General features: G+C 71.4%; 26 protein-coding genes. 19 read left to right on the top strand and 7 right to left on the bottom strand.

Annotation, left to right across the window (positions count from 1 at the left end; translation table 11 throughout):
- Window position 1: 1 nt before the first annotated feature.
- A complete protein-coding gene (locus tag QSK31_RS17910; protein WP_285685241.1) occupies window positions 2-721 on the bottom strand; it encodes an MmpS family transport accessory protein in 720 nt (239 codons plus the stop codon).
- 178 nt (window positions 722-899) lie between these two features.
- Between QSK31_RS17910 and glmS the strand changes: the two genes are divergently transcribed.
- Window positions 900-2,783 (top strand): glutamine--fructose-6-phosphate transaminase (isomerizing), encoded by a 1,884-nt coding sequence (gene glmS / locus QSK31_RS17915; protein WP_285685243.1) that lies wholly within the window; start codon window positions 900-902, stop codon window positions 2,781-2,783.
- A gap of 8 nt (window positions 2,784-2,791) precedes the next feature.
- Here the strand turns inward: glmS and QSK31_RS17920 are convergent, their stop codons facing one another.
- Complete coding sequence (locus QSK31_RS17920; RefSeq protein WP_285685245.1) at window positions 2,792-4,252, bottom strand: alpha/beta hydrolase; 1,461 nt, start codon at window positions 4,250-4,252, stop codon at window positions 2,792-2,794.
- Window positions 4,249-4,530 (bottom strand): hypothetical protein, encoded by a 282-nt coding sequence (locus tag QSK31_RS17925; RefSeq protein WP_285685246.1) that lies wholly within the window; start codon window positions 4,528-4,530, stop codon window positions 4,249-4,251. Before QSK31_RS17925 ends, QSK31_RS17920 begins: the two co-directional genes overlap by 4 nt.
- Window positions 4,531-4,699: 169 nt before the next feature.
- Here QSK31_RS17925 and QSK31_RS17930 point away from each other — a divergent pair, with 169 nt between their 5' ends.
- From QSK31_RS17930 to QSK31_RS17975, 10 genes are read left to right on the top strand one after another with little or no spacing between them, the layout of a single operon-like run.
- Window positions 4,700-5,068 carry a holo-ACP synthase gene (locus QSK31_RS17930; RefSeq protein WP_285685247.1) on the top strand — a complete coding sequence of 123 codons (369 nt, stop codon included), beginning with the start codon at window positions 4,700-4,702 and terminating at the stop codon, window positions 5,066-5,068.
- Window positions 5,069-5,083: 15 nt separating this feature from the next.
- A complete protein-coding gene (locus QSK31_RS17935) occupies window positions 5,084-6,550 on the top strand; it encodes an NAD(P)H-hydrate dehydratase (protein ID WP_285685248.1) in 1,467 nt (488 codons plus the stop codon).
- A gap of 10 nt (window positions 6,551-6,560) precedes the next feature.
- On the top strand, window positions 6,561-7,670 hold the full coding sequence (gene alr / locus QSK31_RS17940) for an alanine racemase (RefSeq protein WP_285685249.1): 1,110 nt from the start codon (window positions 6,561-6,563) through the stop codon (window positions 7,668-7,670).
- A gap of 22 nt (window positions 7,671-7,692) precedes the next feature.
- Window positions 7,693-8,751 carry an alpha/beta fold hydrolase gene (locus QSK31_RS17945; RefSeq protein WP_285685250.1) on the top strand — a complete coding sequence of 353 codons (1,059 nt, stop codon included), beginning with the start codon at window positions 7,693-7,695 and terminating at the stop codon, window positions 8,749-8,751.
- Entirely contained in the window at window positions 8,751-9,206 is a 456-nt protein-coding gene (gene tsaE, locus QSK31_RS17950; protein ID WP_285685404.1) for a tRNA (adenosine(37)-N6)-threonylcarbamoyltransferase complex ATPase subunit type 1 TsaE, read from the top strand. Before QSK31_RS17945 ends, tsaE begins: the two co-directional genes overlap by 1 nt.
- Entirely contained in the window at window positions 9,203-9,871 is a 669-nt protein-coding gene (gene ung, locus QSK31_RS17955) for a uracil-DNA glycosylase (protein WP_285685251.1), read from the top strand. The genes tsaE and ung overlap by 4 nt, the downstream gene beginning before the upstream one ends.
- Window positions 9,872-9,873: 2 nt before the next feature.
- Window positions 9,874-10,536 (top strand): tRNA (adenosine(37)-N6)-threonylcarbamoyltransferase complex dimerization subunit type 1 TsaB, encoded by a 663-nt coding sequence (tsaB, locus tag QSK31_RS17960; RefSeq protein WP_285685253.1) that lies wholly within the window; start codon window positions 9,874-9,876, stop codon window positions 10,534-10,536.
- On the top strand, window positions 10,533-10,970 hold the full coding sequence (gene rimI / locus QSK31_RS17965; protein ID WP_285685255.1) for a ribosomal protein S18-alanine N-acetyltransferase: 438 nt from the start codon (window positions 10,533-10,535) through the stop codon (window positions 10,968-10,970). Before tsaB ends, rimI begins: the two co-directional genes overlap by 4 nt.
- Window positions 10,963-12,009 (top strand): tRNA (adenosine(37)-N6)-threonylcarbamoyltransferase complex transferase subunit TsaD, encoded by a 1,047-nt coding sequence (tsaD, locus tag QSK31_RS17970; RefSeq protein ID WP_285685256.1) that lies wholly within the window; start codon window positions 10,963-10,965, stop codon window positions 12,007-12,009. Before rimI ends, tsaD begins: the two co-directional genes overlap by 8 nt.
- Window positions 12,010-12,025: 16 nt before the next feature.
- Window positions 12,026-12,280, top strand: coding sequence for a hypothetical protein (locus QSK31_RS17975; protein ID WP_285685257.1), 255 nt, complete (start codon window positions 12,026-12,028; stop codon window positions 12,278-12,280).
- On the opposite strand, the gene QSK31_RS17980 is transcribed toward QSK31_RS17975, so the two are convergent.
- The 3 genes from QSK31_RS17980 to groES form a co-directional block, all read right to left on the bottom strand.
- Window positions 12,277-12,540, bottom strand: a complete 264-nt coding sequence (locus QSK31_RS17980) for a DUF1707 SHOCT-like domain-containing protein (protein ID WP_285685258.1) — start codon at window positions 12,538-12,540, stop codon at window positions 12,277-12,279. The genes QSK31_RS17975 and QSK31_RS17980 overlap by 4 nt on opposite strands.
- Window positions 12,541-12,799: 259 nt before the next feature.
- Window positions 12,800-14,449, bottom strand: coding sequence for a chaperonin GroEL (gene groL / locus QSK31_RS17985; protein ID WP_285685259.1), 1,650 nt, complete (start codon window positions 14,447-14,449; stop codon window positions 12,800-12,802).
- 74 nt (window positions 14,450-14,523) lie between these two features.
- A complete protein-coding gene (groES, locus tag QSK31_RS17990; RefSeq protein WP_502872974.1) occupies window positions 14,524-14,832 on the bottom strand; it encodes a co-chaperone GroES in 309 nt (102 codons plus the stop codon).
- A 245-nt stretch (window positions 14,833-15,077) separates the two neighbouring features.
- Between groES and QSK31_RS17995 the strand changes: the two genes are divergently transcribed.
- From QSK31_RS17995 to QSK31_RS18020, 6 genes are all read left to right on the top strand, one after another.
- A complete protein-coding gene (locus tag QSK31_RS17995) occupies window positions 15,078-16,316 on the top strand; it encodes a THUMP-like domain-containing protein (protein ID WP_285685261.1) in 1,239 nt (412 codons plus the stop codon).
- Between the two features lie 1,147 nt (window positions 16,317-17,463).
- Window positions 17,464-17,946, top strand: a complete 483-nt coding sequence (gene ybaK / locus QSK31_RS18000; RefSeq protein WP_285685262.1) for a Cys-tRNA(Pro) deacylase — start codon at window positions 17,464-17,466, stop codon at window positions 17,944-17,946.
- 367 nt (window positions 17,947-18,313) lie between these two features.
- On the top strand, window positions 18,314-19,420 hold the full coding sequence (locus QSK31_RS18005) for a sugar ABC transporter substrate-binding protein (RefSeq protein ID WP_285685263.1): 1,107 nt from the start codon (window positions 18,314-18,316) through the stop codon (window positions 19,418-19,420).
- A gap of 116 nt (window positions 19,421-19,536) precedes the next feature.
- Window positions 19,537-20,340 (top strand): ATP-binding cassette domain-containing protein, encoded by an 804-nt coding sequence (locus QSK31_RS18010; protein ID WP_285685264.1) that lies wholly within the window; start codon window positions 19,537-19,539, stop codon window positions 20,338-20,340.
- A complete protein-coding gene (locus tag QSK31_RS18015) occupies window positions 20,337-21,596 on the top strand; it encodes a sugar ABC transporter permease (RefSeq protein WP_285685265.1) in 1,260 nt (419 codons plus the stop codon). Before QSK31_RS18010 ends, QSK31_RS18015 begins: the two co-directional genes overlap by 4 nt.
- Before the next feature lie 31 nt (window positions 21,597-21,627).
- Complete coding sequence (locus QSK31_RS18020; RefSeq protein WP_285685267.1) at window positions 21,628-22,806, top strand: ROK family protein; 1,179 nt, start codon at window positions 21,628-21,630, stop codon at window positions 22,804-22,806.
- On the opposite strand, the gene QSK31_RS18025 is transcribed toward QSK31_RS18020, so the two are convergent.
- Entirely contained in the window at window positions 22,798-23,403 is a 606-nt protein-coding gene (locus QSK31_RS18025; protein ID WP_285685268.1) for a nucleoside/nucleotide kinase family protein, read from the bottom strand. The genes QSK31_RS18020 and QSK31_RS18025 overlap by 9 nt on opposite strands.
- 161 nt (window positions 23,404-23,564) lie before the next feature.
- On the opposite strand from QSK31_RS18025, the gene QSK31_RS18030 reads away from it, so the two are divergent.
- Window positions 23,565-23,987, top strand: coding sequence for a hypothetical protein (locus tag QSK31_RS18030; RefSeq protein WP_285685269.1), 423 nt, complete (start codon window positions 23,565-23,567; stop codon window positions 23,985-23,987).
- A gap of 89 nt (window positions 23,988-24,076) precedes the next feature.
- A complete protein-coding gene (locus QSK31_RS18035) occupies window positions 24,077-25,804 on the top strand; it encodes a molybdopterin-dependent oxidoreductase (RefSeq protein ID WP_285685271.1) in 1,728 nt (575 codons plus the stop codon).
- Window positions 25,805-25,821 lie beyond the last annotated feature (17 nt).

A 25,821-nucleotide genomic window follows, 5' to 3' on the forward strand; every position in this document is an offset into this window, starting at 1 on the left:
CTCAGCCCAGGACGGCCTTGATGCAGGAGACCGAGGCGAAGGCGCCGGTGCGGGAGCTCTGCGCGACCTCCTTGCCGTCGACCAGGGCCCGGCAGCTGACGTCGCCCTGGTCGTTGCTGCCCCGGACGGCGGTCACCGAGACCAGCGCGGCCCCCTGCATCGTGGTGCTGAACTTCCACGGCAGTTTCGGCTCGCTGACCGTCTTGGGACCGTCCCCGAGCTTCTCGATGTAGATGATGTCGACCGGTCCGTCGCCACGGACCTCGTAGGTCACCTTGATCTCCGCACCCGTGCCCGGCAGACCGGGAACGGCCGTGGGCAGGTCTGGGATGTCCACCGGGTTGGAGGGAAGCGTCGGCAGCGCCGGGAGGGTCGGATTCACGATCGGCTCGACCGCTTCCTTCGCCTTCTCCGTCGCCTGCCGGGCGATCAGCACCCCGGCGGTCGCGACGCCACCACAGAGCAGCAGCGTGACCGCGACGATCACGGCGATCAGCGGCAGGTTGCTCTTCCGCGGCGGGGGAGGGGGCTGGCCGGGCTGATATCCGTATCCGGGCGGCGGCGGGCCCTGCGGCGAGAACTGGGAGGTCGGCGGGTAAGCCTCCGGCGCGAGCGGCGGCTGCGGCGGCGGGATGGACGCGGCGCCGGGCTGGTAGGCCGGCGTGGTCGGGTACGGCACCGACGGCGGCGGCTGGGTGCCGTCGGGTGGTTGGTAGCTCACGTCGTCTCCTGGAGGGCTCACACGTCACGGCGTGTGACCCGAACGGTACGCCCTCGAAGCCACCACCCCGAACAGCCACCTCCCGACATGACCGAACGGCCATTCCACTCACGTACGATGCGCGAAAGTGGCCGTCTTGCGCATGACGCGTGAGCGAAAGTCGGATACGCTGCTCCGCATGTGTGGGATCGTGGGTTACGTCGGTAATCGCCCGGCGCTCAGTATCGTGCTCGACGGGCTGCGGCGGCTCGAATACCGCGGATATGACTCCGCCGGGGTGGCCGTCATCGACGGTGGCGCCGTGCGGACCGAGAAGAAGGCCGGCAAGCTCGCCAACCTCGAAAAGGCGCTGGCCGAACGCAGCGGCGACGGTATCGCATCGGGCGCGACAGCCATCGGGCACACCCGATGGGCCACGCACGGCGGCCCGACCGACCGCAACGCGCACCCGCACCTCTCCGCCGACGGCCGGGTGGCGGTGATCCACAACGGCATCATCGAGAACTTCTCCCGGCTGCGCGCCGAGATCGAGGCCACCGGCGTCGAGTTCAGCAGCGACACCGACACCGAGTGCGCCGCCCACCTGCTCGCCGCCGAGATGCGCACCCTGCGCGAGAGTGGCGCGGCGGAGGGCCCGGAGCTGCTCGCCGAGGGCATGCGCCGCACGGTTCGCCGGCTCGAGGGCGCCTTCACGCTGCTCGCGGTCGACGTCGAGGCGCCCGACGCGGTGGTCGCCGCCCGGCGCAACTCGCCGCTGGTCGTGGGCCGCGGCGAGGGTGAGAACTTCCTGGCCAGCGACGTCTCCGCGTTCATCGAGCACACCCGCGAGGCGATCGAGCTCGGCCAGGACCAGGTCGTCCTGATCACCCCGGCCGGCATCGAGATCACCGACTTCCTGGGCACGCCGGCCACCGGCAAGGAGTTCCACGTCGACTGGGACGCCGCCGCCGCGGAGAAGGGCGGCTACGACTACTTCATGCTCAAGGAGATCGCCGAGCAGCCGCAGGCCATCGCCGACACGCTGCTGGGCCGGCTCTCCGACCGCGGCGACATCGTCCTCGACGAGGTGCGCCTCACCGACCAGGACCTGCGCGACGTCGACAAGGTCTTCATCGTCGCCTGCGGCACGTCGTACCACGCGGGCATGGTCGCCAAGTACGCGATCGAGCACTGGGTGCGCATCCCGTGCGAGGTGGAGCTGGCCAGCGAGTTCCGTTACCGCGACCCGATCCTGGACCGCTCGACCCTGATGATCGTGATCAGCCAGTCCGGCGAGACCATGGACACCCTGATGGCCCTGCGGCACGCCAAGGAGCAGAAGGCCAGGGTGCTGGCGATCTGCAACACCAACGGATCGACGATCCCGCGCGAGTCGGACGCCGTGCTCTACACGCACGGCGGCCCGGAGGTCGCGGTGGCGTCGACCAAGGCGTTCGTCACCCAGCTGGCCGCCTGTTACCTGATCGGCCTGCACCTGGCCCAGATCCGCGGCGTGATGTACGCCGACGAGGTCACCGCCGTGGTCGACCGTCTCCAGCAGGTCCCGGACCAGCTGCGTGACCTGCTCGCCGGCATGGAGGACGTGCGCGCCCTGGGCCGCGAGCTGAAGACCGCCTCGACGATCCTCTTCATCGGCCGGCACGTCGGCTTCCCGGTGGCCCTGGAGGGCGCCCTGAAGCTGAAGGAGCTCGCCTACATGCACGCCGAGGGCTTCGCGGCCGGTGAGCTCAAGCACGGTCCGATCGCGCTGATCGACGAGGGCACCCCGGTGGTCTGCGTGGTGCCGTCGCCGGCCGGCCGTGGCGTGATCCGCGACAAGGTCGTCTCGAACATCCAGGAGGTGCGCGCCCGCGGGGCCCGCACCATCGTGATCGCTGAGGAGGGCGACGACGCGGTCAAGGCGTACGCCGACCACCTGATCACGGTGCCGCGCACGCCGACCCTGCTCGCCCCGCTGATGACCACGGTCCCGCTGCAGATCCTGGCCTGCGAGATCGCCGCCGCCCGGGGTCACGACGTGGACCAGCCGCGCAACCTGGCCAAGTCGGTCACGGTCGAATAGCCCGATCGTCATCGTCGGCCCAGCGTGACCGACGCCAGTCCGTCCAGCGCCGGGCGCCCCGGATCCCAATATCCGGAGTGTCCGGCGTCCGGCTGACTGGGCACCACCCGCGCCCCGAAGTCCGGGTCGGCCGGGTTGTGCCCGTGCCAGAGCTCGTCCTCCGGCAGTCCGAAGGCGAGCAGCGGTCCGGCCACCTCGTTCAGGGCGAGGTCCTTGAGCAGGCCCACGGGCGCGGGCGTGGCGTACTGGACGGCGTCGGTCAGCGAGCTCATCGCGTACACCGAAGGCACCGCCAGGTCGGTGGCGTGCTCGACGCCGGCGCCGGGCGACCCGACCAGCACGACCGCGTCCGCCTCCAGTCCCGGCGAGTGCGCCGCTGAGCCCACCACCAGCGACCCGTAGCTGTGGCCCAGCACCGTGAGCCGGGCGGCCTGGTCGCCGTGGGTGGCGCGCAGGCCCTCCTGGAACTGGCGCAGCGCGGGTGCGCCGGCCAGCGCCCGGTCCTTGCCGGCCGCCTCGTGCACGAAGCCGGGCGCGTCGTAGTCCAGCCACAGGACGGCGCTGGTCGCGGTGGCCGGGTCGAGCTCCCTCGCGCGGGCGGCCACCGTCTCGGCGCGGCCCAGCTCGCGGGCGTACGAGGCCAGGTCGGCGGTCATCCCGGGCACGTGGGTGAGCACGCTGGCCGCCGCGTCGGGGTCGCCGGAGGCGAGCACCAGCCGATCGCGGTCCAGGTGCAGCAGGTAGCCCCGCGGTCCGGCCGGATCGTCGAGGCGGGCGGCGAGGTCGGGATGCCCGTCCAGCAGCAGCCTGTTGGCCAGGTCGCGGAAGGCGGCCGGGATGCCGTCCCGGGCGCCCAGCCATCCCGGCTGGGTGGCGGCCAGCCAGTAGCGCTGCTCCGCCGTGAGCTCGGCCCACCACGTGCCGACCTGGGCCGGCGTGGCATTCGCCGATGGGACCGGTCCGGCCGACGGCGGCGGGGCGCCCAGGTTGCTCATCAGCGAGTCGGCCAGCTCGGCGAGGCGTCCCGTGGTCGCGGTGTCGGCCTCGGCGGCGATCCGCAGCGCCGCCTGGATCTGGGCCGTCACCTGCCCGAAGGCGGGTGCCACCGGTGGCGTGACCCGCCCGTCGTCGTCCAGCCGCAGCCCGGCCCGGCCGGCCATCTCCACCCCACGGCTCAGCACCGCCCGGGCCCGCTCGAGGGCGCCGGCCCACTCGCTCAGCGCCTGATCGGCGGACCAGCAGTGCAACCGGATCAGGACGGCCATCCGGCGCATCCGCTCCAGCTGGGCGGTCGCCGCGGTGGCGGCCGCGCCCGTCCAGGCGGCGGCGACCCTGGCCAGCTGGGCGGCGATCGAGGCGGCCCACCGCTCGGCCGTGGCGGCGTGCCGGCGCCAGTCGGCGGCCACCTCCCGCCAGCGGGCCGGGTCGGTCGCGCGCAGCCTCGCGTACGTGATGGACAGATCGGTCACCGCACGGCCCGCAACAGACCGGCGATCTGATCGTCGGCCGCGTCGTAGTCGTCCGCGACCGCGGTGAGCCGGTCGGCGGCCTGGTCCAGATCGGTGGCCAGCAGGCCGGCGCGGACCCGGGAGGTGTTGGCCAGCGCGTCCGCGGCCTCGGCCGTCGACCAGCCCGGCACGGATGGGCTCGGCGGCGCGTGTGCGGCTCGCACTGTCGCGCTGAGCTCGAGCAAGGGGCGTACGCAAGCTCTCAGGGCCTCGGTGTCGACCTCGAGATCGGACCGCATCGGTCACCTCCAGTTGAACGGGTGACCGGAACAGTAGATCGATCTCCCGGCGGCGGCCGGAGCCTGTGGACAACCAAGGCCTGTCGTGTTGATCCGCCGGGGCTACGGAGGGGTCCAGAGCGCGCCTCACTCCCGACGGATCAACACGACAGGCCTTAGGGTTATCGGCGTGATCGTGGCTGTCGGCATCGACGTCGTGCTGGTGGAACGCTTCGCCGGAGCGCTGGAGCGGACACCCCTGCTGGCGGATCGGCTGTTCACCGAGGGTGAGCGCCGGACCTCGTCCGGCAATCCGCGCTCTCCGGAGTCGCTGGCGGCCCGGTTCGCGGCCAAGGAGGCGGTGGCCAAGGCGCTCGGTGCACCGGCCGGTCTGCGCTGGCACGATTGTGAGATCGTGGCGGATCCCGACGGGCGGCCCTGGCTCACGGTCGCGGGCACGGTCGCCGCGGCCGCCGCCGAGCGGGGAGTGAACCGCTGGCACCTCTCCCTCTCGCACGACGGGGGGATCGCATCGGCCATGGTGGTCGCGGAAAGCTGAGGATGGGGAGGACCAATGCGGCAGGCCTGGCGCGTCGCGGACGTGCGCGCCGCCGAGAAAGCGCTGATGGCGACGCTGCCGGAGGGCACGCTGATGCAGCGGGCCGCGGCCGGGCTGGCACGGCGCTGCACGATGCTGCTGGCCGGGTCCGGCGGCGTCTACGGCGCTCAGGTGCTGCTGCTGATCGGCAGCGGTGACAACGGCGGTGACGCGCTCTACGCCGGCGCCCGGCTGGCGGAGCGGGGCGCCCAGGTCCGCGCCCTGCTGCTGAACCCGGACAAGGTCCACCTCGCCGGCTTGGCGGCCCTGCGCCGCTCGGGTGGTTTCACCGTGCGTGACCTGCCGACCCGGTCCGATCTGGTGCTGGACGGCATCGTCGGCATCGGCGCGAGCGGCGGGCTGCGGCCGGAGGCGGCGGCGATCGTCCGCACGCTGGGCGGGCTGCGGTCGCGCGACGGCGGCCGGCCGCCGGTGGTCGCGGTGGACGTGCCGAGCGGTGTGACGGTCGACACCGGCGATGTGCCCGGCGACGCGGTGCACGCGGACGTGACGGTGACCTTCGGCTGCCTCAAACCCGCCCACGTGGTGGGTCCGGCGGCACCCCTGGCGGGCCAGGTCGACCTGGTGGACATCGGGCTGCGCCCGACCTTGAGATCCGATCCCGCGGTACGCGTTCCGGACGCGGACGACATCGCCGGGTGGTTGCCGAGTCTCGGGTCGGCGTCGGACAAGTACAGCCGAGGCGTGGTCGGCGTGGCCACCGGTTCGGCGACCTATCCGGGCGCGGCGCTGCTGTCGGTGGCGGGCGCCCTGGCCGGGCCGGCCGGCATGGTCCGCTACGCCGGCAGCGCGCACGCCGAGGTGGTGCGGGCGCATCCCTCGGTGGTGGCGGCGCCCCGGGTCGGCGAGGCGGGCCGGGTGCAGGCCTGGGTCTGCGGTTCCGGGCTGGGGACCGACGACGGAGCACGTACCGAGCTGCGCAGCGTGCTGGCCACCTCACTGCCGGTGCTGCTCGACGCTGACGCACTGACCCTTCTGGTGGACGGCCAGCACGCCGAGGACCTGCGCCGCGACGCCCCGCTGGTGCTCACGCCGCACGACGGCGAGTTCAAGCGGCTGGCCGGTGAGGCGCCCGGCGCCGACCGGATGTCCGCCGCCTGCCGGATGGCCGCCTGGACCAACGCGGTCGTCCTTCTCAAGGGTGATCGCACGATCGTGGCCACCCCGGCCGGCGAGGTCTGGGCCAACCCGACCGGTACGTCGGTGCTGGCCACCGCGGGCAGCGGCGACGTGCTCGCGGGCCTGCTCGGCTCGCTGCTGGCGAGCGGGCTGGCGCCGGAGCGCGCGGCGGTCGCGGCGGCCTACCTGCACGGGCTGGCCGGTCGCCGGGCGGCGTTGGACGGACCGGTCACCGCACCGGATGTGGCGGCGGCGTTGCGTGCGACGATCCGGGACACGGCCGGTTCCGCAACCTCTCAGTAGGCTGGGAATCATGTGGCAGGCCGAGGTCCGGATCGATCTGGACGCGATCCGGGACAACGTGGCGACGTTGCGCGCCCGCACCACCGCCGAGGTGATGGCGGCGGTGAAGGCCGACGGGTACGGCCACGGCATGGTCCCGTCCGCCCGGGCGGCCCTGGCCGGCGGCGCGACCTGGCTCGGCGTGGCCACCCTGGACGAGGCGCTGACCCTGCGCGGCGCCGGGATCACCGCGCCCGTACTGGCCTGGCTGCACGCCCCCGGCCTCCCGTTGCACGACGGCGTGGCGGCCGACGTCGACCTGAGCGCGGGCGGCCTGGCCCAGCTGGCCGAGCTGGTGGCGGCCGCCCGCCGGGCCGAGCGGACCGCCCGGGTGCACCTCAAGCTGGACACCGGGCTCGGGCGCGGCGGCGCGCTCGCCGACGAGTGGCCCGCGCTGGTCGAGGCGGCAGCCAAGGCGCAGGCCGCCGGCGAGATCGACGTGATCGGCGTGTGGAGCCACTTCGCCTGCGCGGACTCGCCCGGGCACGAGTCGGTCGGCCGGCAGCTGGCCGCGTTCGCCGACGGGCTGGCGGTCGCCGAGCAGACCGGTGTGTCCCCGCGGTACCGGCACATCGCCAACTCGGCGGCGCTGCTGACCCGGCCCGACGCCCACTACGACCTGGTCCGGCCGGGCATCGCGATCTACGGGCTGTCGCCGATCGCGGGGGAGACCTTCGGCCTGCGGCCGGCGATGACCGCCCGGGCGCGGGTCACCATGACCAAGCGGGTTCCGGCCGGGCAGGGCGTCTCGTACGGCCTGACCTACCACACCCCACGGGAGACCACGCTGGCGCTGATCCCGCTGGGGTACGGCGACGGGGTGCCCCGGCACGCGTCCAGCGCCGGCCCGGTGGAGATCAACGGCCGGGTGCACACCATCGCGGGCCGGGTCTGCATGGACCAGATCGTGATCGACTGCGGCGACGACCCGGTGGCGCCGGGCGACGTCGCCACGCTGTTCGGTCCGGGGCGGCCCACGGCCGACGACTGGGCCGACGCGAGCGGGACGATCAACTACGAGATCGTGACGCGGTTCGGCGGCAGCCGAGTGCCGCGGGTTTACGACGGTGGAACGCCGTGAGGAAGCCAAAGGGGAGGCTTAGATGAGCCGAGCCAAGCGCGTCGGGCTCGTCGGTGCGGTCGTGGGTGTAGCGGCGGCCGGCCTGGCCACCGCGTTCGCGGTCGAGCGGGTGCTGGTCCGCCGGTCGGTGAACGCGCCCGGCGACCCGCACCGTGAGGAGGAGTTCGGCGACCAGCCGTTCGACGAGCAGCTCACGGTCACCGCCGCGGACGGCACCGACCTGCACGTGGAGATCGTCGAGCCGCGTGAGCCCGGCGACAAGCCGACCATCGTGTTCGTGCACGGATTCGCGCTGGACATGGGCACGTTCTACTTCCAGCGCAAGGCGCTGACCGAGCGCGGCGACCACCGCCTGGTCTTCTACGACCAGCCGGGGCACGGGCGGTCCGGCAAGCTCAAGTCCGGCGACTACGACATCGCGGCGCTGGGCAAGTCGCTGGCGGCGATCCTCGATCAGACCGTGCCGGACGGCCACATCATCCTGGTCGGCCACTCGATGGGCGGCATGACGATCATGGCGTTCGCCGAGCAGTACCCGGAGTGGTTCGGCGAGCGGGTCACCGGAGTGGTGCTGATCTCCACCTCGGCCGGGCTGATCGACAAGACCAAGATCGGCCTGCCCACCCTGGTGGCCCGGGCCAGCGCGCCCTGGTTCCCGGTCTGGAACGCCGCCGCGCGCCTCGGCGGCCCGGCCATCAACAAGGCCCGGGTCGCCTCCTCCGATCTGGCCTGGCTGCTCACCCGGCGGTACGGGTTCGGCGAGGGCAAGCCGAGCCCGACGCTGGTCACCTTCGTCGAGAACATGAACTCCAAGACGTCGGTGGAGACGCTGACGAAGTACCTGCACACGCTGTACACGCACAACCGTTTCCCGGCGCTGTCCGCGCTGCGCGGCGTGCCGGTGCTGGTGATCGTCGGCACGAAGGACTATCTGACCCCGGTCACCCACTCCGAGGAGATCCTCAAACACCTGCCCGAGGCGGTGCTGGTGAAGATCGACAACAGCGGGCACGTGGTGATGCTGGAGAAGGCGGACGAGGTGAACGCGGCGATCCTGCCGTTCCTGGAGAAGATCTCGTGATCCTGCTGTCCACCGTGGACGACACACGCGACTTCGGGCGCCGCCTCGCCGCCGTGCTGCGGCCCGGTGATCTCGTGCTGCTGACCGGGCCGCTGGGCGCAGGCAAGACCGCGGCGGCCCAGGGGATCGGCGCCGGGCTGGGCGTGCGGGGGCCGATCACGTCGCCCACGTTCGTGATCGCGCGGGTGCATCAGGGGCCGGTGCCGATGGTGCACGCGGACGCGTACCGTCTCGGCGACCGGCCCGACCCGCGCGCCGAGATCGACGACCTCGACCTGGACGCGTCCGCCGAGGACGCGGTGACCGTGGTCGAGTGGGGCGAGGGGCTGGCCGAGCAGCTCAACGACGAATATCTGCAGGTCCGCATCGACCGCCGGGACGACGACACCCGAGCTGTGGACCTGGTTCCGCACGGTGGCGACTGGGAAGCAAGGATCAAGGACATCAACGAATGAATCTCGTGGAGCTGCTGCCGGAGTCATGGCAGGCCGCATTGGCGGAACATCTGGACGCGGAGCAGACCGCGGCCCTGGGCGCCTTCGTGGCGAGCGAGTACGCCGAGCACACCGTCTATCCGCCGATCGAGGACCTGTTCGCGGCGTACCGGCTGTGCCCGCCCTCCCGGACGTCCGTGCTCATCCTGGGCCAGGACCCCTATCACGGCCCGGGCCAGGCGCACGGGCTCAGTTTCAGCGTGCGCGACGGGGTGCGGATCCCACCGTCGCTGCGCAACGTCTTCAAGGAGCTCGCCGCGGACGTCGGCGTCACGCAGCCCACGGCCGGCGACCTGACCGGCTGGGCCGAGCAGGGCGTGCTGCTGCTCAACGCGGTGCTCACGGTCCGGGCGGCCAAGGCCGGCTCGCATGCGAACAAGGGCTGGGAGGCGTTCACCGACGCGACGATCCGGGCGTTGAACGCGCGCGACGAACGGGTCGTCTTCCTCCTCTGGGGCGGCTACGCCCGCAAGAAGGCGGCGCTGATCACCAACCCGGCGCACACCGTGCTGGAAGCCGGCCATCCCAGCCCGCTCAACCGGGCCGGGTTCCTGGGCTCGCGTCCGTTCAGTGCGGCGAACAAGGCGCTGGCCGACGCCGGCCGCGCCACCGTCGTCTGGGGCTGACCGTGCTCATCCTGGCTCTGGACACCGCGACGCCCGCCTCGACCGCGGGGGTCGCCGAGGTCACCGGCACCGACCCGCATGTGCACGGGCTGGCCGAACGGCGGACCGTCGACGCCCGCGCGCACGGCGAGCTGCTGGCTCCGCAGATCCACGCGACGCTGGAGGAGGCCGGGGTGCGCCCCCGCGATCTCGCCGCGATCGTCGCCGGGGTGGGCCCGGGGCCGTACACCGGCTTGCGGGTGGGTCTGGCCACCGCGGCGAGCATGGGTCAGGCGCTCGGCATCCCGACCTACGGGGTGTGCAGCCTGGACGGCCTGGGCCGGGCCGCCGGGCCGGGTCGGGTGCTGGTCGCGACCGACGCCCGCCGCCGGGAGATCTACTACGCGACCTATGTGGACGGTCGTCGGATGTCCGGCCCGGAGGTGGCGAAACCGTTCTCCTTCGCAGGTCAGGCAGACCGAGCCGTGGGGGAGGGCGCGGTGAGGTACAGCGACATCCTCGGCGTGCCGATCGACGAGCACGTGCTCTACCCGCCCGGCGCCGCCCTCATCGCGCTGGCCGCCGACCGCATCCTCGGCAAGGCCGACGGCGAGGTGCTGACCCCGCTCTACCTGCGCCGGCCGGACGCCGTCGAGCCCGCCGCCCGCAAGACCGTGCTGCCGTGACGCTGGAACGTTTCCGCTGGTGGCACATCGCCGAGGTGCTGCCGATCGAGGAGGACCTGTTCGGCGCCGAGAAGTGGTCGGCCGCGATGTTCTGGAACGAGCTCGCCACCCGCCGCTTCTACCAGATCTTTTCAGAGCAGGACCAGATCCTCGGGTACGCCGGACTGTCCGTCGTGGACGCCGATGAATCCTGGGTGCAGAACATCGCGGTACGACGCGACGCCCAGAAGCGTGGCGTCGGCCGCACGCTGCTGGAAGCGCTGCTCGCCGAGGCCGCCGCCCAGGGCAGCCGCCGCACGCTGCTCGAGGTGGCCGTCGACAACGAGCCGGCCCAGCGCCTCTACGCACGCTACGACTTCGAGCCGGTCGGCATCCGCCGCGGCTACTACCAACCCAGCAACACGGACGCCCTGGTGATGATGCGCAGTGCCTGACGAACCCCTGGTCCTCGGCATCGAGACCTCCTGCGACGAGACCGGCGTCGGCATCGTCCGCGGCCACACCCTGCTCGCCGACGCGCTCGCCTCCAGCGTCGAACAGCACGCCCGGTTCGGCGGTGTGGTGCCCGAGGTGGCCAGCCGCGCGCACCTCGAGGCCATCGTGCCCACCATGCGGCGGGCCCTCGACGAGGCGAAGGTCACCCTCGCCGACATCGACGCGATCGCGGTGACAGCCGGGCCCGGTCTCGCGGGCGCGCTCCTCGTCGGGGTCGCCGCCGCCAAGGGGTACGCCCTGGCCACCGACAAGCCGATCTACGGCGTCAATCACCTCGCCGCGCACGTGGCGGTGGACACCCTGGAGCACGGCCCGCTGCCCGAGCCCGCGATCGCGATGCTGGTGTCCGGCGGGCACTCGTCGCTGCTCCTCGTCGACGACGTGACCGCCGGGGTGACCCCGCTCGGCGCCACCATCGACGACGCGGCCGGCGAGGCGTTCGACAAGGTCGCGCGGCTGCTCGGCCTGGGCTTCCCGGGCGGGCCGGCGATCGACCGGCTGGCCCGCGAGGGCGACGGCGCCGCGATCCCGTTCCCGCGGGGTCTGACCGCGGCCAAGGACCTGGCCGCGCATCGCTACGACTTCTCGTTCTCCGGGCTCAAGACCGCGGTGGCGCGCTGGGTGGAGGCCCGTCAGCGGGAGGGCACGACGATCCCGGTCGCCGATGTGGCGGCGAGCTTCCAGGAAGCGGTCTGCGACGTGCTGACCGCCAAGGCGATCGAGGCGTGCCGGGCGCACGGGGTGGACACGCTGGTCATCGGCGGCGGGGTGGCGGCCAACTCCCGGCTGCGGGCGCTGGCTTCGCTTCGTGCGGAGAAAAACGGCATTCGGGTACGCGTACCCCGGCCGCAGTTGTGCACCGACAACGGAGCCATGGTCGCGGCGCTGGGCTCGCATCTCGTCGCCGCCGGGGTGGCGCCGAGCCGGCTGGATCTGCCCGTGGACTCGGCCATGCCATTGACTGTTGTCACCGCGTGAGGGTAGGTAGTGGCTCATGATTGCGCGGATGTGGGAGGTGCGTGCACTCGGGAGCGGCTTCGACGAGCTGCTGACCTGGGTGTGCGACAAGGCGCTGCCTCAGCTCGAGGTGCTGCCGCAGCATGTGTCGAGCGAGGTGTTCTCGTCCACCGACAAGCGCATCGTGGTCATTTCCAAATGGCGCCATTCGCCGGTCGCGCTCCCGGCCCCGCCGGAGTCGCTGGTGGCGCGTTCCCCACACGTCTGGGACTTCAGCCCGGTGGACCGTTAGGACCGCAGCGCGATGAACGCGCCCAGCAGCATCAGGGTGACGATCGCGATCAGGAAGACCAGGAACAGCTCGCGGCGCGGCTGGTCGTCGGCGGCCGGCAGGTCACTCGTGACCGCGGCCAGCTCGGACATCGTGCGGGCGCCGACCGCCACCTCGACCCGGGCAGCGAACTCGTCCAGCGTCAGCCGGCCCGCGCCGGTGTGCCGTTCCAGGGCGGCCACCACCCGCTGGCGGTCCTCGTCAGACGCACGGATCTCCACGGCCGGATGCTAACCCGAAACCGGGTTACGGGCCTCAGCCGAATGGGCGTTCTCTGGACGTATGTCTGAAGTGACGGAACGTAAGTTCGGTTGGTGCGACCCGTTCGTGCACCCCGACTGGCGAACGTAGAGATGGCGGGCATGTTCCTGGTCATGGCCAGCCGCCCCACCTGACCGCTCCCTCGAGAAGGCGAAAGGCGCACCGCGGGGAGGCGGCGCGCCTTTCGTTCAGTGCTGTGGTGCTGGTCGTCCGGTCCGGTCAGAAGCCAGGGCCGTGCTGGTGGCCGTGGCCACCGTGGCTGTGACCGTGGCCGCCCGCGGCGGCCGGCTCCGGCTCGGCCGGCTTCTCCACCACGAGGCTTTCCGTGGTGAGGAGCAGACCGGCGATCGAGACGGCGTTGGAGACCGCGTTGCGGGTCACCTTGACCGGGTCGATGATGCCGGACGCGGCCAGGTCGACGTACTCGTCGGTGGCCGCGTTGAGGCCGTGGCCCCAGCCGAGCTCGCGCACCTTGCCCACCACGACGTAGCCGTCGTGGCCGGCGTTCTGCGCGATCCAGCGCAGCGGCTCGTCCAGCGACTTGCGGACGATCCGGACGCCGATGGCCTCCTCGCCGGTCAGGCCGAGGTCGCCGTCGAGCACCGAGGTGATCTGCGAGAGCGCGGCGCCGCCACCAGGGACGGTACCTTCCTCCACCGCGGCCTTGGTCGCCGCGATGGCGTCCTCGATGCGGTGCTTGCGCTCCTTCATCTCGACCTCGGTGGCCGCGCCGACCTTGATCACCGCGATGCCGCCGGACAGCTTGGCCAGCCGCTCGCCGAGCTTCTCGCGGTCCCAGTCGGAGTCCGACGCCTCGATCTCCTTGCGGATCTGCGAAACGCGGTCCTGCACCTCGGAGGCGACACCGCCACCGTCGACGACGGTGGTGTTCTCCTTGTCGACCACCACCCGCCGGGCGGTGCCGAGCATCTCCAGGGTGACCTGGTCCAGCTTGTAGCCGAGCTCCGGCGCGATCAGCTCGCCGCCGGTGGCGATCGCCATGTCCTGCAGCATCGCCTTGCGGCGGTCACCGAAGCCTGGAGCCTTCACCGCGGCGACCTTGAAGGTCTTGCGGATCGCGTTGACCACCAGGGTGGACAGCGCCTGGCCCTCGACGTCCTCGGCGATGATGAGCAGCGGCTTGCTCGACTGCAGCACCTTCTCCAGCAGCGGGAGCATCTCCTCGACCGAGGAGATCTTCTGCGTGGTGATCAGGATGTACGCGTCCTCGAGGACGCTCTCCTGCGACTCGGCGTCGGTCACGAAGTTCGGCGAGATGAAGCCCTTGTCGAACTGCAGACCCTCGGTGATCTCGAGCTCGGTGCTGAGCGCCGAACCCTCCTCCACCGTGATGACGCCGTCGCGGCCGACCCGGTCCATCGCCTCGGCGATCAGCTCGCCGATGGTGGCGTCCTGAGCCGAGATGGTGGCCACGTTGGCGATCGCCTTGTGGTCGTCCACGTCGACGGCCTTCTCGAGCAGCGCCTTGGAGACGGCCTCGGCGGCCGCGTCCATGCCCCGCTTGAGGCCGATCGGGTTGGCGCCCGCCGTGACGTTGCGCAGGCCCTCGCGAACGAGCGCCTGAGCGAGCACGGTGGCCGTGGTGGTCCCGTCGCCGGCGACGTCGTTGGTCTTCGTCGCCACCTCCTTGACCAGCTGGGCGCCCAGGTTCTGGTACGGGTCGGAGAGCTCGATCTCCTTGGCGATGGTGACGCCGTCGTTGGTGATCGTGGGCGCGCCGAACTTCTTGTCGAGGACGACGTTGCGGCCGCGCGGGCCGAGGGTGACCTTGACCGTGTCGGCGAGCGTGTTGACGCCGTGCTCCAGCAGGTGCCGGGCGTCGTCAGAGAAGCTGAGAATCTTCGCCATGTATTGGTCCCTTCACGCACAGCCGCCCCGGTCCCCGATCGCTCGGGGACCGAGGCGGTCAGCACATCAGTAGGTCACTTCTCGATGACCGCGAGGACGTCACGGGCGGAGAGCACCAGGTACTCCTCGCCGGCGTACTTGACCTCGGTGCCGCCGTACTTCGAGTAGAGAACCGTCTCGCCGACCTTCACGTCGACCGGGACACGGTTGCCGTTGTCGTCGATGCGGCCGGGGCCGACGGCGAGAACGGTGCCCTCCTGGGGCTTCTCCTTGGCGGTGTCGGGAATCACGATGCCCGACGCCGTGGTCGTCTCAGCCTCATTCGCCTGGACCACGATGCGGTCCTCGAGCGGCTTGATCGCAACCTTGGTCGCGGTAGTCACGGGCATACCCTCCTGGGTACGTTCTGCCGGCCTCAGATGCGAGGTCGGACTCATGCCTCATGCCACCGGGCGGGGCCGTCGTCGCGGGTGCCGGTCCGCCTGGCGCAAACGCGGCCCGGAACGGGCCAACGCTGGCACCCTCATGGTGAGAGTGCTAAGTCGGAGGTTATGCCGGAACTAGCACTCCGTCAACCAGAGTGCCAACTCGTTCGCCCAGGGGAGAACGGCTGCGAGAATGTCCCGTCGTGGACCTCGACCTGCTTGCTGAGCTGCGAAACCGTGACGAGGTCCTGTCGGCCGCCGCGGAGGTGGCCGGCGGCGACCCCCTGACCGCCGCGACCGCCCTGCGCGTCCGCGGACTGGATCCCGGCCTGGCCGCCGCGGCACTCACCCAGGCGACCTTGCGCCGGTCGGCGCGGGCCAAGTTCGGGGCCGCGGCCGACCTGATGTTCTTCACCCGGGCCGGCCTGGAGCAGGCGACCCGGTCGGTGGTGGCCGAGCGCCGCGCCGCCCGCCTGGCCGCCGCCGGCGTGCGAACCCTCGCCGACCTGGGCTGCGGGCTGGGCTCGGACGCGCTGGCCGCGGCCCGTGCGGGGATTCACGTGTACGCGGTGGACGCCGACCCGCTGACCGCCGCCATCGCCGCGGCGAACGTGGCCGCCCTCGGTCTGACCGACCGCATCGAGGTGACCTGCGCCGACGCCACCACGGTCGAGGTCTCCCGCTACGACGCGGTCTTCGCCGACCCGGCACGCCGCAAGGCCGGCCGGGGGAGGGTGTTCGACCCGGCGTCGTTCTCCCCGCCGTGGGACTTCGTGGCCGGGCTGGCCGAGCGGGTGCCCCGGACAGTGCTCAAGCTGGCCCCCGGCATCGACCACGCCCTGCTCCCGCCCGGCGCCGAGGGCGAATGGGTGAGCGTCGGCGGCGACCTGGTCGAGGCGGCCTTCTGGTGCGGCCCGCTCGCCTCGGTCCCGCGCCGCGCATCTCTGGTCGACCCTCGAGGCGCCTCCCTGATCGCGCCGCGCCCCGCGGGCGGACCGGCCGGTGAACGCGACCCCGGCGGGCCTCCTCTTCACGAGCTGACCGGTTCCGGAGAGACGAACGGACCGGTCGGGGCGGTCGGCCGCTGGATCTACGACCCGGACCCGGCCGTGGTCCGTTCCCACCTGGTGGCCGAGTTCGCGGAGACGGTGGGCGGCCGGCTCGCCGACCCCGAGATCGCCTATGTGTACGCCGACGAGGCGGTCGACACGCCTTTCGCCCGGAGGCTCGAGGTGACGGACGTGGTCCCGTTCTCGCTCAAGCGCCTCCGCGCGCTGCTCCGGGAGCGGAACGTCGGCCGCCTGGAGATCCGCAAGCGTGGTTCGGCCCTGGAGCCGGAGCAGCTCCGCCGCGACCTCAAACTGTCCGGCAGCGCCGCCGTCGGCCTGGTCCTGACCCGCGTGGCCGGCGCCCCAACCGCCCTGGTCACCAGCCACTCCTGACGCGAATTCCGGGGGCGTGGGCTGGGTTGCCGGGCGGCCGGGGTGTCCGCTCGCTGTCGGTGCCGCCGCCATCGCGCGTCGTAAAGCCGGGCAGGGGTAAGGCCGGGCTGGGTTGCCAGGCGGCGGGGGTGTCCGCTTGCTGTTGGTGCCGCCGCTATTGCGCGGCGTGAGGTCGGGCTGGGTTGCCAGGCGGCCGGGGTGCTCACTCGCCCTGGCTGCCGCCGCTCGCGGCTTTTGGCCAGGCGCGCGGTGGTAGAACCCGGCGCAAGTGGTAGGACCGGGGTGCGAGTGGTGGGTCCGGGCGGTATCCGGGGCCGATATGCCGCCCTGAGCCACCACGGTCCGCGCGAGTGGGAGTCCAGAGCGGTGGATAGCGCCTGGTCCTACCGCCGGCCGCGTCCGCCGCGTGATTGGTAGGCCGCGCCGGGTCGTGGGAGCCGTGATTGGCAGGCCGGGCCGGTCGTGGGGTCGTGGCGAGCGGCGATTGGCTGGCCGTGGGGTCGTGGCGAGCGGTGATTGGCTGGCCGTGGGGTCGTGGCGAGCGGTGATTGGCAGGCCGCGCCGGTCGTGGCGGGCCGTCAACGCCCGAGATGCCGCTCCGAGCTACCGCCGGCGGGCCCGCCCGCCACCGTGAGCGGCGGCAGCAACGGCGAGCGGGCACCCGGGCGCCTGGCAACCCGGCGCGAGAAGCGTGCGGAGGCCTCGGCGGGCCATGCGCACCCGACCCCTCGCGGGCGTGCGCACCGAACCCCCGGGGCATGCGCACCGAACCCCGGCGGGCGAACCCCGGCGGGCGAACCCCGGCGGGCGAACTTCCGCGGGCACGCGCACCCGACTCCCCGCGGGCCTGCGCACCGAACCCCAGGCGGGCGAACCCCCTGCGGGCGAACTTCCGCGGGCATGCGCACCCGACTCCCCGCGGGCCTGCGCACTCGACCTCTCGCTCAGCGGACGTGCCGGCCCACGGTCAGCACGAAAGAGCCAGCCCAATGCGAGTCCGAAATTTCGGACTCGTCCCAGCCGCCGCCACCTCCCCCACCCCTGCACTGGGTGGGCCTGAACGTAGCGGAGCGGGATGACGATTTTGGCTCGTTGTCCACAGGCCCTGGACGCAGCGTCACAGGCGGGCGCGCTAACCTTCCGCGCCGTGGCGAAGAAGGCGGCAGGCACCCCCGCGACGGTGCTGCTCACGGCGCAGAAGGTCGCGCACACCATCCACACCTACGACGTCCCGGCGGACACCCCGGACTACGGCGCGCGGGTGGCCGAGGCGATCGGGGTGTCGCCGGCGCTGGTGTTCAAGACGTTGATCGCCGAGGTGGACGGCGCGTTGACGACCGCGGTCGTACCCGTGGCCGGGGATCTTGATCTGAAGGCCTTGGCGCAAGCGGCGGGCGGTAAGCGGGCCGTGCTCGCCGATCGGGCCGACGCCGAGCGCAGCAGTGGCTATGTGCGGGGCGGGATCAGTCCGCTGGGTCAGCGTCGCCGGCTGCCGACGGTGATCGACGATTCGGCGGCGGGGCTGGACCGGATGTTCGTTTCGGCCGGCCGGCGTGGGCTTCAGGTGGAACTCGTGCCGGACGATCTGGTCCGTCTGACCGCCGCGACGCTGGCGCACATTCGGACATAAGACCCATCCGGCAAGGCCGTTACGACACCGTTATGTACCGGGGCAGATCTTTCTGCCGCGATCCGGCAAGTTGAGACGACTGCGTGACTTAGCGTCACGTTGTGAGGGAAGGGCAGGCAGCGGCCCGGAACCGGTGCCGGAGCGGCGACGAGCGCGGACCGCGGTCGCTTCGGGCATGTTGCCGGATTGTTATGCCCTGTGACCAGAACGCCTGGCAACACTTCTTGTGCTACTGCCCGCAACGGGAATACGTTGCCGGGCACAACAAATGCACCTGATCCACTGCGTTTTGGCGAGCGAACCCCTCCCGTCAGCGCAAACTGGAGAATCCGACGAAGGCCCGGATTTACCCGAAAGGACATAAGTAATGCGTAAGGGAATGTTCGCCCTTGCCGCCGCTGGCCTGCTGGCCACCGGAAGCATGGCCGCATGCGGCTCTGACAGCGGCGGTGACTCCGGCAGCAGCGGTGGCGGTTCGGCGGCGCCGGGCAAGGTCGGCATCATCCTGCCGGATACCTCCAGCTCGCAGCGCTGGGGCACGGATGACCCGAAGTTCCTCAAGGCAGCCTTCGCGGCCGCCGGTGTCGAGGCCGACATCCAGAACGCCCAGGGTGACAAGAGCCAGTTCCAGACGATCGCGGACGGCATGATCTCCAGCGGCGTCAAGGTTCTGGTCATCGTCAACCTGGACTCCGGTACCGGTAAGGCCGTGCTGGACAAGGCCAAGGCCGCCGGTATCTCCACGATCGACTACGACCGCCTGACCCTGAACGGCGGCGCGGACTACTACGTGTCGTTCGACAACGTGAAGGTCGGCGAGCTGCAGGGCCAGGGCCTGGTGGACTGCCTGACGGCCAACAAGGCCGTCAAGCCCATCGTGGCCGAGCTGAACGGCTCGCCCACCGACAACAACGCCACGCTGTTCAAGCAGGGCTACGACTCGGTGCTCAAGCCGAAGTACGACGACCAGACCTTCACCAAGGGCCCGGACCAGTCCGTTCCGGACTGGGACAACGCGCAGGCCGGCACGATCTTCGAGCAGATGCTCACCCAGAACAAGAACATCAAGGGTGTGCTTGCCGCCAACGACGGCCTCGGCAACGCGGTCATCCAGGTGCTGAAGAAGAACAAGCTGAACGGCCAGGTCCCGGTCACCGGCCAGGACGCCACCGTTCAGGGCCTGCAGAACATCCTCGCCGGCGACCAGTGCATGACCGTCTACAAGGCGATCAAGCAGGAGGCCGACGCGGCTGCCGCGCTGGCCATCGCGCTGGCCAAGGGCGAGACCCCGACCACGGCCACCGGCACCATCAAGGACACCGAGTCGGGCAAGGACGTCAAGTCGGTCCTGCTGACCCCGAAGTCCATCACCAAGGAGACGGTCAAGGACGTCGTGGCCGACGGCTTCGTCACCAAGGAAGCCCTCTGCACCGGCAACTTCGCCAAGCTGTGCACGGACAACGGCATCAGCTGACCTGACATGGGGGTCACCCCCGACGGCTGACGACGGCGCCGCTCACGCTGAACAGGCGTGGGCGGCGCCGGGCGTGGCACCCCCCATACCCGGTCACTAGCTAAGGAGAACCATCCGTGGCCGCGAATCCAATTCTGGAGCTGCGCGGGATCGACAAGAGCTTCGGTCCTGTTCAGGTCCTGCACGACGTCGGACTCAGCGTCTACCCCGGTGAGGTCACCGCTCTCGTCGGTGACAACGGCGCCGGCAAGTCCACTCTCGTGAAGTGCGTCAGTGGCATCTACTCGATCGACGCGGGCACGGTCACATTCGAGGGGAACCAGGTGGCCGTCCACAGCCCCCGGGACGCCTCGGCACTGGGCATCGAGGTCGTCTACCAGGACCTCGCGCTCTGCGACAACCTGGACATCGTTCAGAACATGTTCCTCGGCCGGGAGAAGACCAGGGGCATCACCCTGGACGAACCCACCATGGAGCAGATGGCCGGTGACACCCTGGCCAGCCTCTCGGTCCGCACCGTGAAGTCCCTGCGCCAGCTCGTCGCCAGCCTCTCCGGTGGTCAGCGGCAGACGGTCGCCATCGCCAAGGCGGTGCTCTGGAACAGCAGGGTGGTCATCCTCGACGAGCCGACCGCTGCCCTGGGCGTTGCACAGACCGCTCAGGTGCTCGAGCTGGTCCGCCGGCTGGCCGACAACGGCCTCGGCGTCGTGCTCATCTCGCACAACATGAACGACGTGTTCGCGGTCTCCGACCGGATCGCGGCGCTCTACCTCGGTCGCACCGCAGCACAGGTGAAGGCCACCGACGTCACCCACTCCCAGGTGGTCGAGCTGATCACCGCCGGGCGTAGCGGCAACCTCGGCCTGCCGCCGGAGAAGCCGAGCGAGTACATCGACATCACCCCGGGAGACGACCAGTGAGCACAACCACGACCGGCTCAGCCGGGAAGGTTCAGGTGGCCAAGCCCACAGTCGCCAGTCACATCAACGACTACTGGGGCCGCGTCCGCGGTGGCGACCTCGGCAGCCTGGCGGCCGTGCTCGGCCTACTCGTACTCTGCCTGTTCTTCGGTGTCGCCCAGCCGGACACGTTCTTCAGCGCGCTGAACTTCAGCAACCTGTTCTCCCAGGGCGCCGCGGTGGTCTTCATCGCGATGGGCCTGGTCTTCGTGCTGCTCCTCGGCGAGATCGACCTGTCCGCGGGTTACGCCAGCGGCGTGGCCGGCGCGGTCATGGCCGTGCTGCTCACCAACCACGGGTGGTCCTGGTACACCGCGATCCCGGCCGCGCTGGTCACCGGCCTGGTGATCGGTTTCGTGCTGGGCTTCCTGGTCGCCAAGATCGGCATCCCGTCGTTCGTCGTCACCCTGGCCGCCTTCCTGGCCTTCCAAGGTGTGCTGCTGGTGCTGCTCGGCGGCGGCACGAACATCTCCATCCAGGACGATTTCGTCAAGGACCTGGCCAACAGCAACATGTCGGTGTCGGTGAGCTGGATCGTCGCGATCCTCGGCATCGCCGGGTTCGCCGCCACGCAGTTCATCCGGGTCCGCAGCCGGGCCTCCCGGGGTCTGGTCACCGACCCGCTGGGCATCGTGCTGGGCCGGATCGTCGGCGTCGCCCTCGTGGTCCTCATCGCCACCGCGATCCTGTCCCAGGAGCGTGCGATCAACCCGGCCATCAACTCCCTCAAGGGTGTGCCGGTGGTCGTGCCGATCCTGGCCGTTGCGGCCATCATCTGGACCTTCGTGCTGTCCCGCACCACCTACGGCCGGCACGTGTACGCGGTCGGCGGCAACGCCGAGGCGGCCCGCCGTGCCGGTATCCCGGTGGACCGGATCCGCATCTCGGTGTTCGTCATCGGCTCCTTCATGGCGGCGATCGGCGGCATCATCGCGGCCAGCCGGCAGTCCTCGGTCGACCCCCGCTCCGGCGGCTCGAACGTGCTGCTCTACGCGGTCGCCGCGGCGGTCATCGGTGGCACCAGCCTCTTCGGTGGCAAGGGCCGGATCATCGACGCCGTCATCGGCGGCACGGTGATCGCGGTCATCGACAACGGCATGGGCCTGATGGGCTTCAGCTCCGGTCAGAAGTTCATGTTCACCGGTGTGGTGCTGCTGCTGGCGGCCGGTGTCGACGCCCTGTCGAGGCGTAGAGCGGCCGCGACCGGCAACCGATGAACCAGCTCCTGGTTACGGGGACGGCCCGCTGATGCGGGCCGGCCCCACCCAGGAGGAGGTGCGCCGGCACAACTTGGGAACGCTGCTGCGCTATGTCCACGTGCACGGCGCGACCACGCGTGCCGAACTGACCACCCGGCTCGGTCTCAACCGCAGCACGATCGGGGCGCTCACCGCGGAACTCACCACCGCGGGACTCGTCAACGAGCGGACTCCGGGCGAGACCGGGCGGGCCGGTCGCCCTTCCCTGGTGGTCCAGCCCGAGAGCGCCAAGGTCTTCGCGTACGCGGTGAGCATCGAGGTCGATCGCCTGCGCGCCGCCCGGGTGGGTCTGGGCGGCCGCATCCTGGACCGGCGTGAGGCCGAACGTCCGCGCGGCATGCAGGCGATGGACGCGGTGGAGCCACTGGTCCACTTCATCGAGGAGATGCGCGCCGACGTCCCCGACGGCTCCCGCTACGTGGGCGGCGGCTGCGCCGTGGCCGGCATGGTCCGCCGCGCCGACGGCGTCGTCCGGCTGGCGCCCACGGTCGGCTGGGTGGACGAACCGGTCGGCGCGGCGCTGACCTCGGCGGTCGGCGACTACGGCCTGTTCACCGTCGGCAACGTCGCGGACGTCTCCGCGCTCGTCGAGCACAGCCGCGGCGCCGCGATGGGCTGCGACAACGTCATCTACCTGTACGGCGACGTGGGCGTCGGCGGCGGCATCATCGCCGGCGGGCGCCGGGTGATCGGGCACGGCGGCTACGGCGGCGAGGTCGGCCACATGGTGGTCAACCCGCAGGGCCGGCCGTGCAGCTGCGGGTCGCGCGGCTGCTGGGAGACCGAGATCGGCGAGTCCGCGCTGCTGACGGCGGCGGGCCGGGGCGGGACGTCCGGCCGGGACGCGGTGCTCGACGTGGTCGAGGCGGCGATGCGCGGCGACCGGGTGGCCCAGCGGGCGGTACGCCAGGTCGGCGACTGGATCGGGTTCGGCGTCGGCAACCTGGCCAACATCTTCAACCCCGAGGCGGTCGTCTTCGGCGGCACGCTGCGTGACGTCTACCTGGTCGCGGCGGCGCACATCCGCAGCCGGCTCAACTCGGTGGCGCTGTCCGCGACCCGCGAGCACATCCGGCTGCGTACCCCCGAACTCGGGACCGACGCCGCGCTGATCGGGGCCGCCGAGCTGGCGTTCGAACGGATCCTCGAGGACCCGCTCTCAACGTAACGGCGGCAGGGCCCCGACCAGGGCGTCCAGCAACGCGACCGAGTTGCGGTCGGTGCGCGGCTCCGGGAGTTTGGGTACGCCTTCGTCAGGCAGCCGCCAGATCACCCGTCCGGGGTCGAGCGCGTCCACCGTCTCGTACCACTGCCTCAGGGGTTCTCGCAGCTGCACGTGGGTGGCGAAGTTGCGCCGCCGGCGAGTCTCGTCGCCGTCCCGCCGGGTCTGCAGCGTCTCCGTCTCGGGCAGACCCACCAGCACCGCGTCGGCCAGCCCGAGCCGCCCGGCCCGGAACGCCGCCCGCAGCACCGCGAGCTCGCGGTCGAAGGTGGCGCGCGGCGCCAGCCCCAGCGCGGCCATGCCCCAGGAGTAGTGCAACTTCACCGGATCGGTGTCACAGAACGCGATGCCGTCGGCGCGCTCGAGCTCCTCCGCGTCGGCCCAGCGCCGCATGCTCACCCGCGCCCAGTGCCGGGCCAGCGCCTGGCCGTCACCCGGCTCGGCGGGGGCGGGCCCCGAGTACTCCGGGACGAAACGGCCCACCTGGAACCGGCACCAGGTCGTCTTGCCCGCCGCCGAAGGCCCCTCCACCACCACGATCACCCGGACACCTTACGAGCCCGGCTCCACCGAACGGACGGTGGGCTGGGCGGCCGACGCTGACTACGTTGGGTGATCGAGGGAAGGGAACCAACACCATGAGCAGGGTTGTCGGCCACTATGCGCCAGGACTGTTGGTAACGGTGGTGGGTGCACTCATCGTGATGACGGTCGTTCCGGTGGTGGGTGCGGCGGTCCCGGTGATCGCGCTGTTCGCGCTCCTGGCGGTCACCCTCTTCCTGGCGTACGCGGTGCTGGCCCACAACCGGCAGCTGTGCGAGCGGTGCGTGCGCGCGCTGCCCCTGGACGCCTCCTCGGTGGCCGGCCGGTACGGGCTCCGCTTCCGGGTGGCGCACCTCTTCGAGAGCAAGGTCTTCGCCGCGTTCTACCTGGTCGTGGTGCTGGGCACGGCGCTGCTGGCGACCCACCCGATCGGGCGGTACGGCTGGGCGCTGGTCCAGGCGACGCTGGCTTACCTGCTCTTCGTCTACGTGACGCACCAGCGCTACCAGCCGTGGTGCCCGACGTGCCGCAACGGCGGCGAAGAGATCGAGGCGCCCATCCGGCCGGTCTCTGTCAACGGCTGAGGCGTCCTCAAAACCAGGGTCGAGATCTTCGATGTGACGTCACGGAGCTGTAAGGGTCTCCGGGGCCACGGCGGGTGCACGATGGGTAGGTGAAGACCTTTTTGCGCGGCGGGCTGGCCGGAGTGGGTGCGGCCGCGGCCGCGCTCGGTGTGGCCGAGATCGTCGCCGTCGCTACCGGGCCTACATCGGCGCCGTTGCTCGCGGTCGGTGGCGTGGTGGTCGACAACGTGCCGGCGCCGGTCAAGGACTTCGGCATCGCCGTGTTCGGGGTGCATGACAAGACCGCCCTGCTCACCGGGACGGCGATCCTGCTGGTGGCCTACGCGTTCGGCGCGGGCGTCGTCGCGGTGCGGCGGTGGTGGGTCACGGTCGGGATGATCGGTCTGTTCGGTCTGGTGGGGGTGGTCGCGGCTCTCACCCGGCACGACGCGGGCATCGCGGCGGCATTGCCCTCGGTGATCGCTGCCGTGGTCGCGGTCGTGGTGCTGCGCGGGCTGCTGGCGTTGTCGGTGGGCGCGCCGATCCGAGAGGCGTTGTCGCTGAGTGCGCCGGTCCGGGACGAGCCGAGGGTGGGCGCGCCGGACCGGGACGAGCCGGCGACGGTGGGGGCGCCGGCCGCGGGGGCGTCGAGGGTTTGGCCCGGGTCACGGTCGTCGGAGGCCGGTGGGAACCCGGGGGTGGTGGCACGGGACTCGGTGCCCGTCAGGCCGTCGGGAGCCGGTGGTGCGGTTGGGGGAGCGGGTCAGGCGTACTCGGAAGAGGGCCGGCGCCGGTTTCTCAAAGGTCTCGGCCTCGTGGTGGGGGTTTCGGCCGTCGGCGGGATCGCCGGGCGGCTGCTGACCGGGCGCAAGGCGGTCAGTGCGGCGCGCAGCAACGTGGTGTTGCCGGCGGCTCGGCAGGCGGCCCCGGTCGTGCCCGCGGGAGTGCGGGCGCCGGGCGCGGTGGCCTACGTGACCAGCAACGACGACTTCTACCGGATCGACACATCGCTCTACCCGCCGCAGATCGACCCGGCCACCTGGCAGCTGCGGATCCACGGGATGGTGCGTAACCCGATCACGCTGAGCTGGGACGACCTGCTGCGGCGGCCGATGATCGAGCGGTACGTGACGCTGGCCTGCGTGTCCAACGAGGTCGGTGACTCGCTGATCGGCAACGCGCTGTGGCTGGGCACGCCGATCAAGGCGCTGCTGGACGAGGCGGACCCGCTGCCGGACGCGGATCAGGTGGTGCAGCGGTCGGTCGACGGCTGGACCTGCGGGAGCCCGACCTCGGTGCTGCGGGACGGGCGGGACGCGCTGCTCGCCGTCGGCATGAACGGGAAAGCCCTGCCGGTCGAGCACGGCTTCCCGGTGCGGATGGTCGTGCCGGGGCTGTACGGCTACGTCAGCGCCTGCAAGTGGATCACCGAGATCGAGGTGACCCGGTTCGCCGACTTCGACGCCTACTGGGTGCCGCGCGGCTGGTCGGCGCAGGGGCCGATCAAGACGCAGTCACGCATCGACAGCCCGCGCGGCGGCGCCAAGAAGCCGGCCGGCGCGGTCACGATCGCGGGGGTGGCGTGGGCCCAGCACAAGGGCATCGCCAAGGTCGAGGTGCAGATCGACGAGGAGCCGTGGCAGGTCGCGACGCTCGCGGCCACGGTCAGCAGCGACACCTGGCGGCAGTGGAGTCACGTCTGGACCGCCACCCCGGGCAAACATCGCATCCGGGTACGCGCGACCGACACGACCGGCTACACGCAGACGAGCACGCCGGCTCCACCCGCTCCGGACGGTGCCACGGGTTGGCATGGCATCGATGTCACGATTGAGTAGAGCTGAGTAATCGAGGA

Origin of the sequence: Actinoplanes sp. NBRC 103695, assembly GCF_030269485.1 — a bacterium.
In the GTDB taxonomy this organism is placed as follows: domain Bacteria; phylum Actinomycetota; class Actinomycetes; order Mycobacteriales; family Micromonosporaceae; genus Actinoplanes.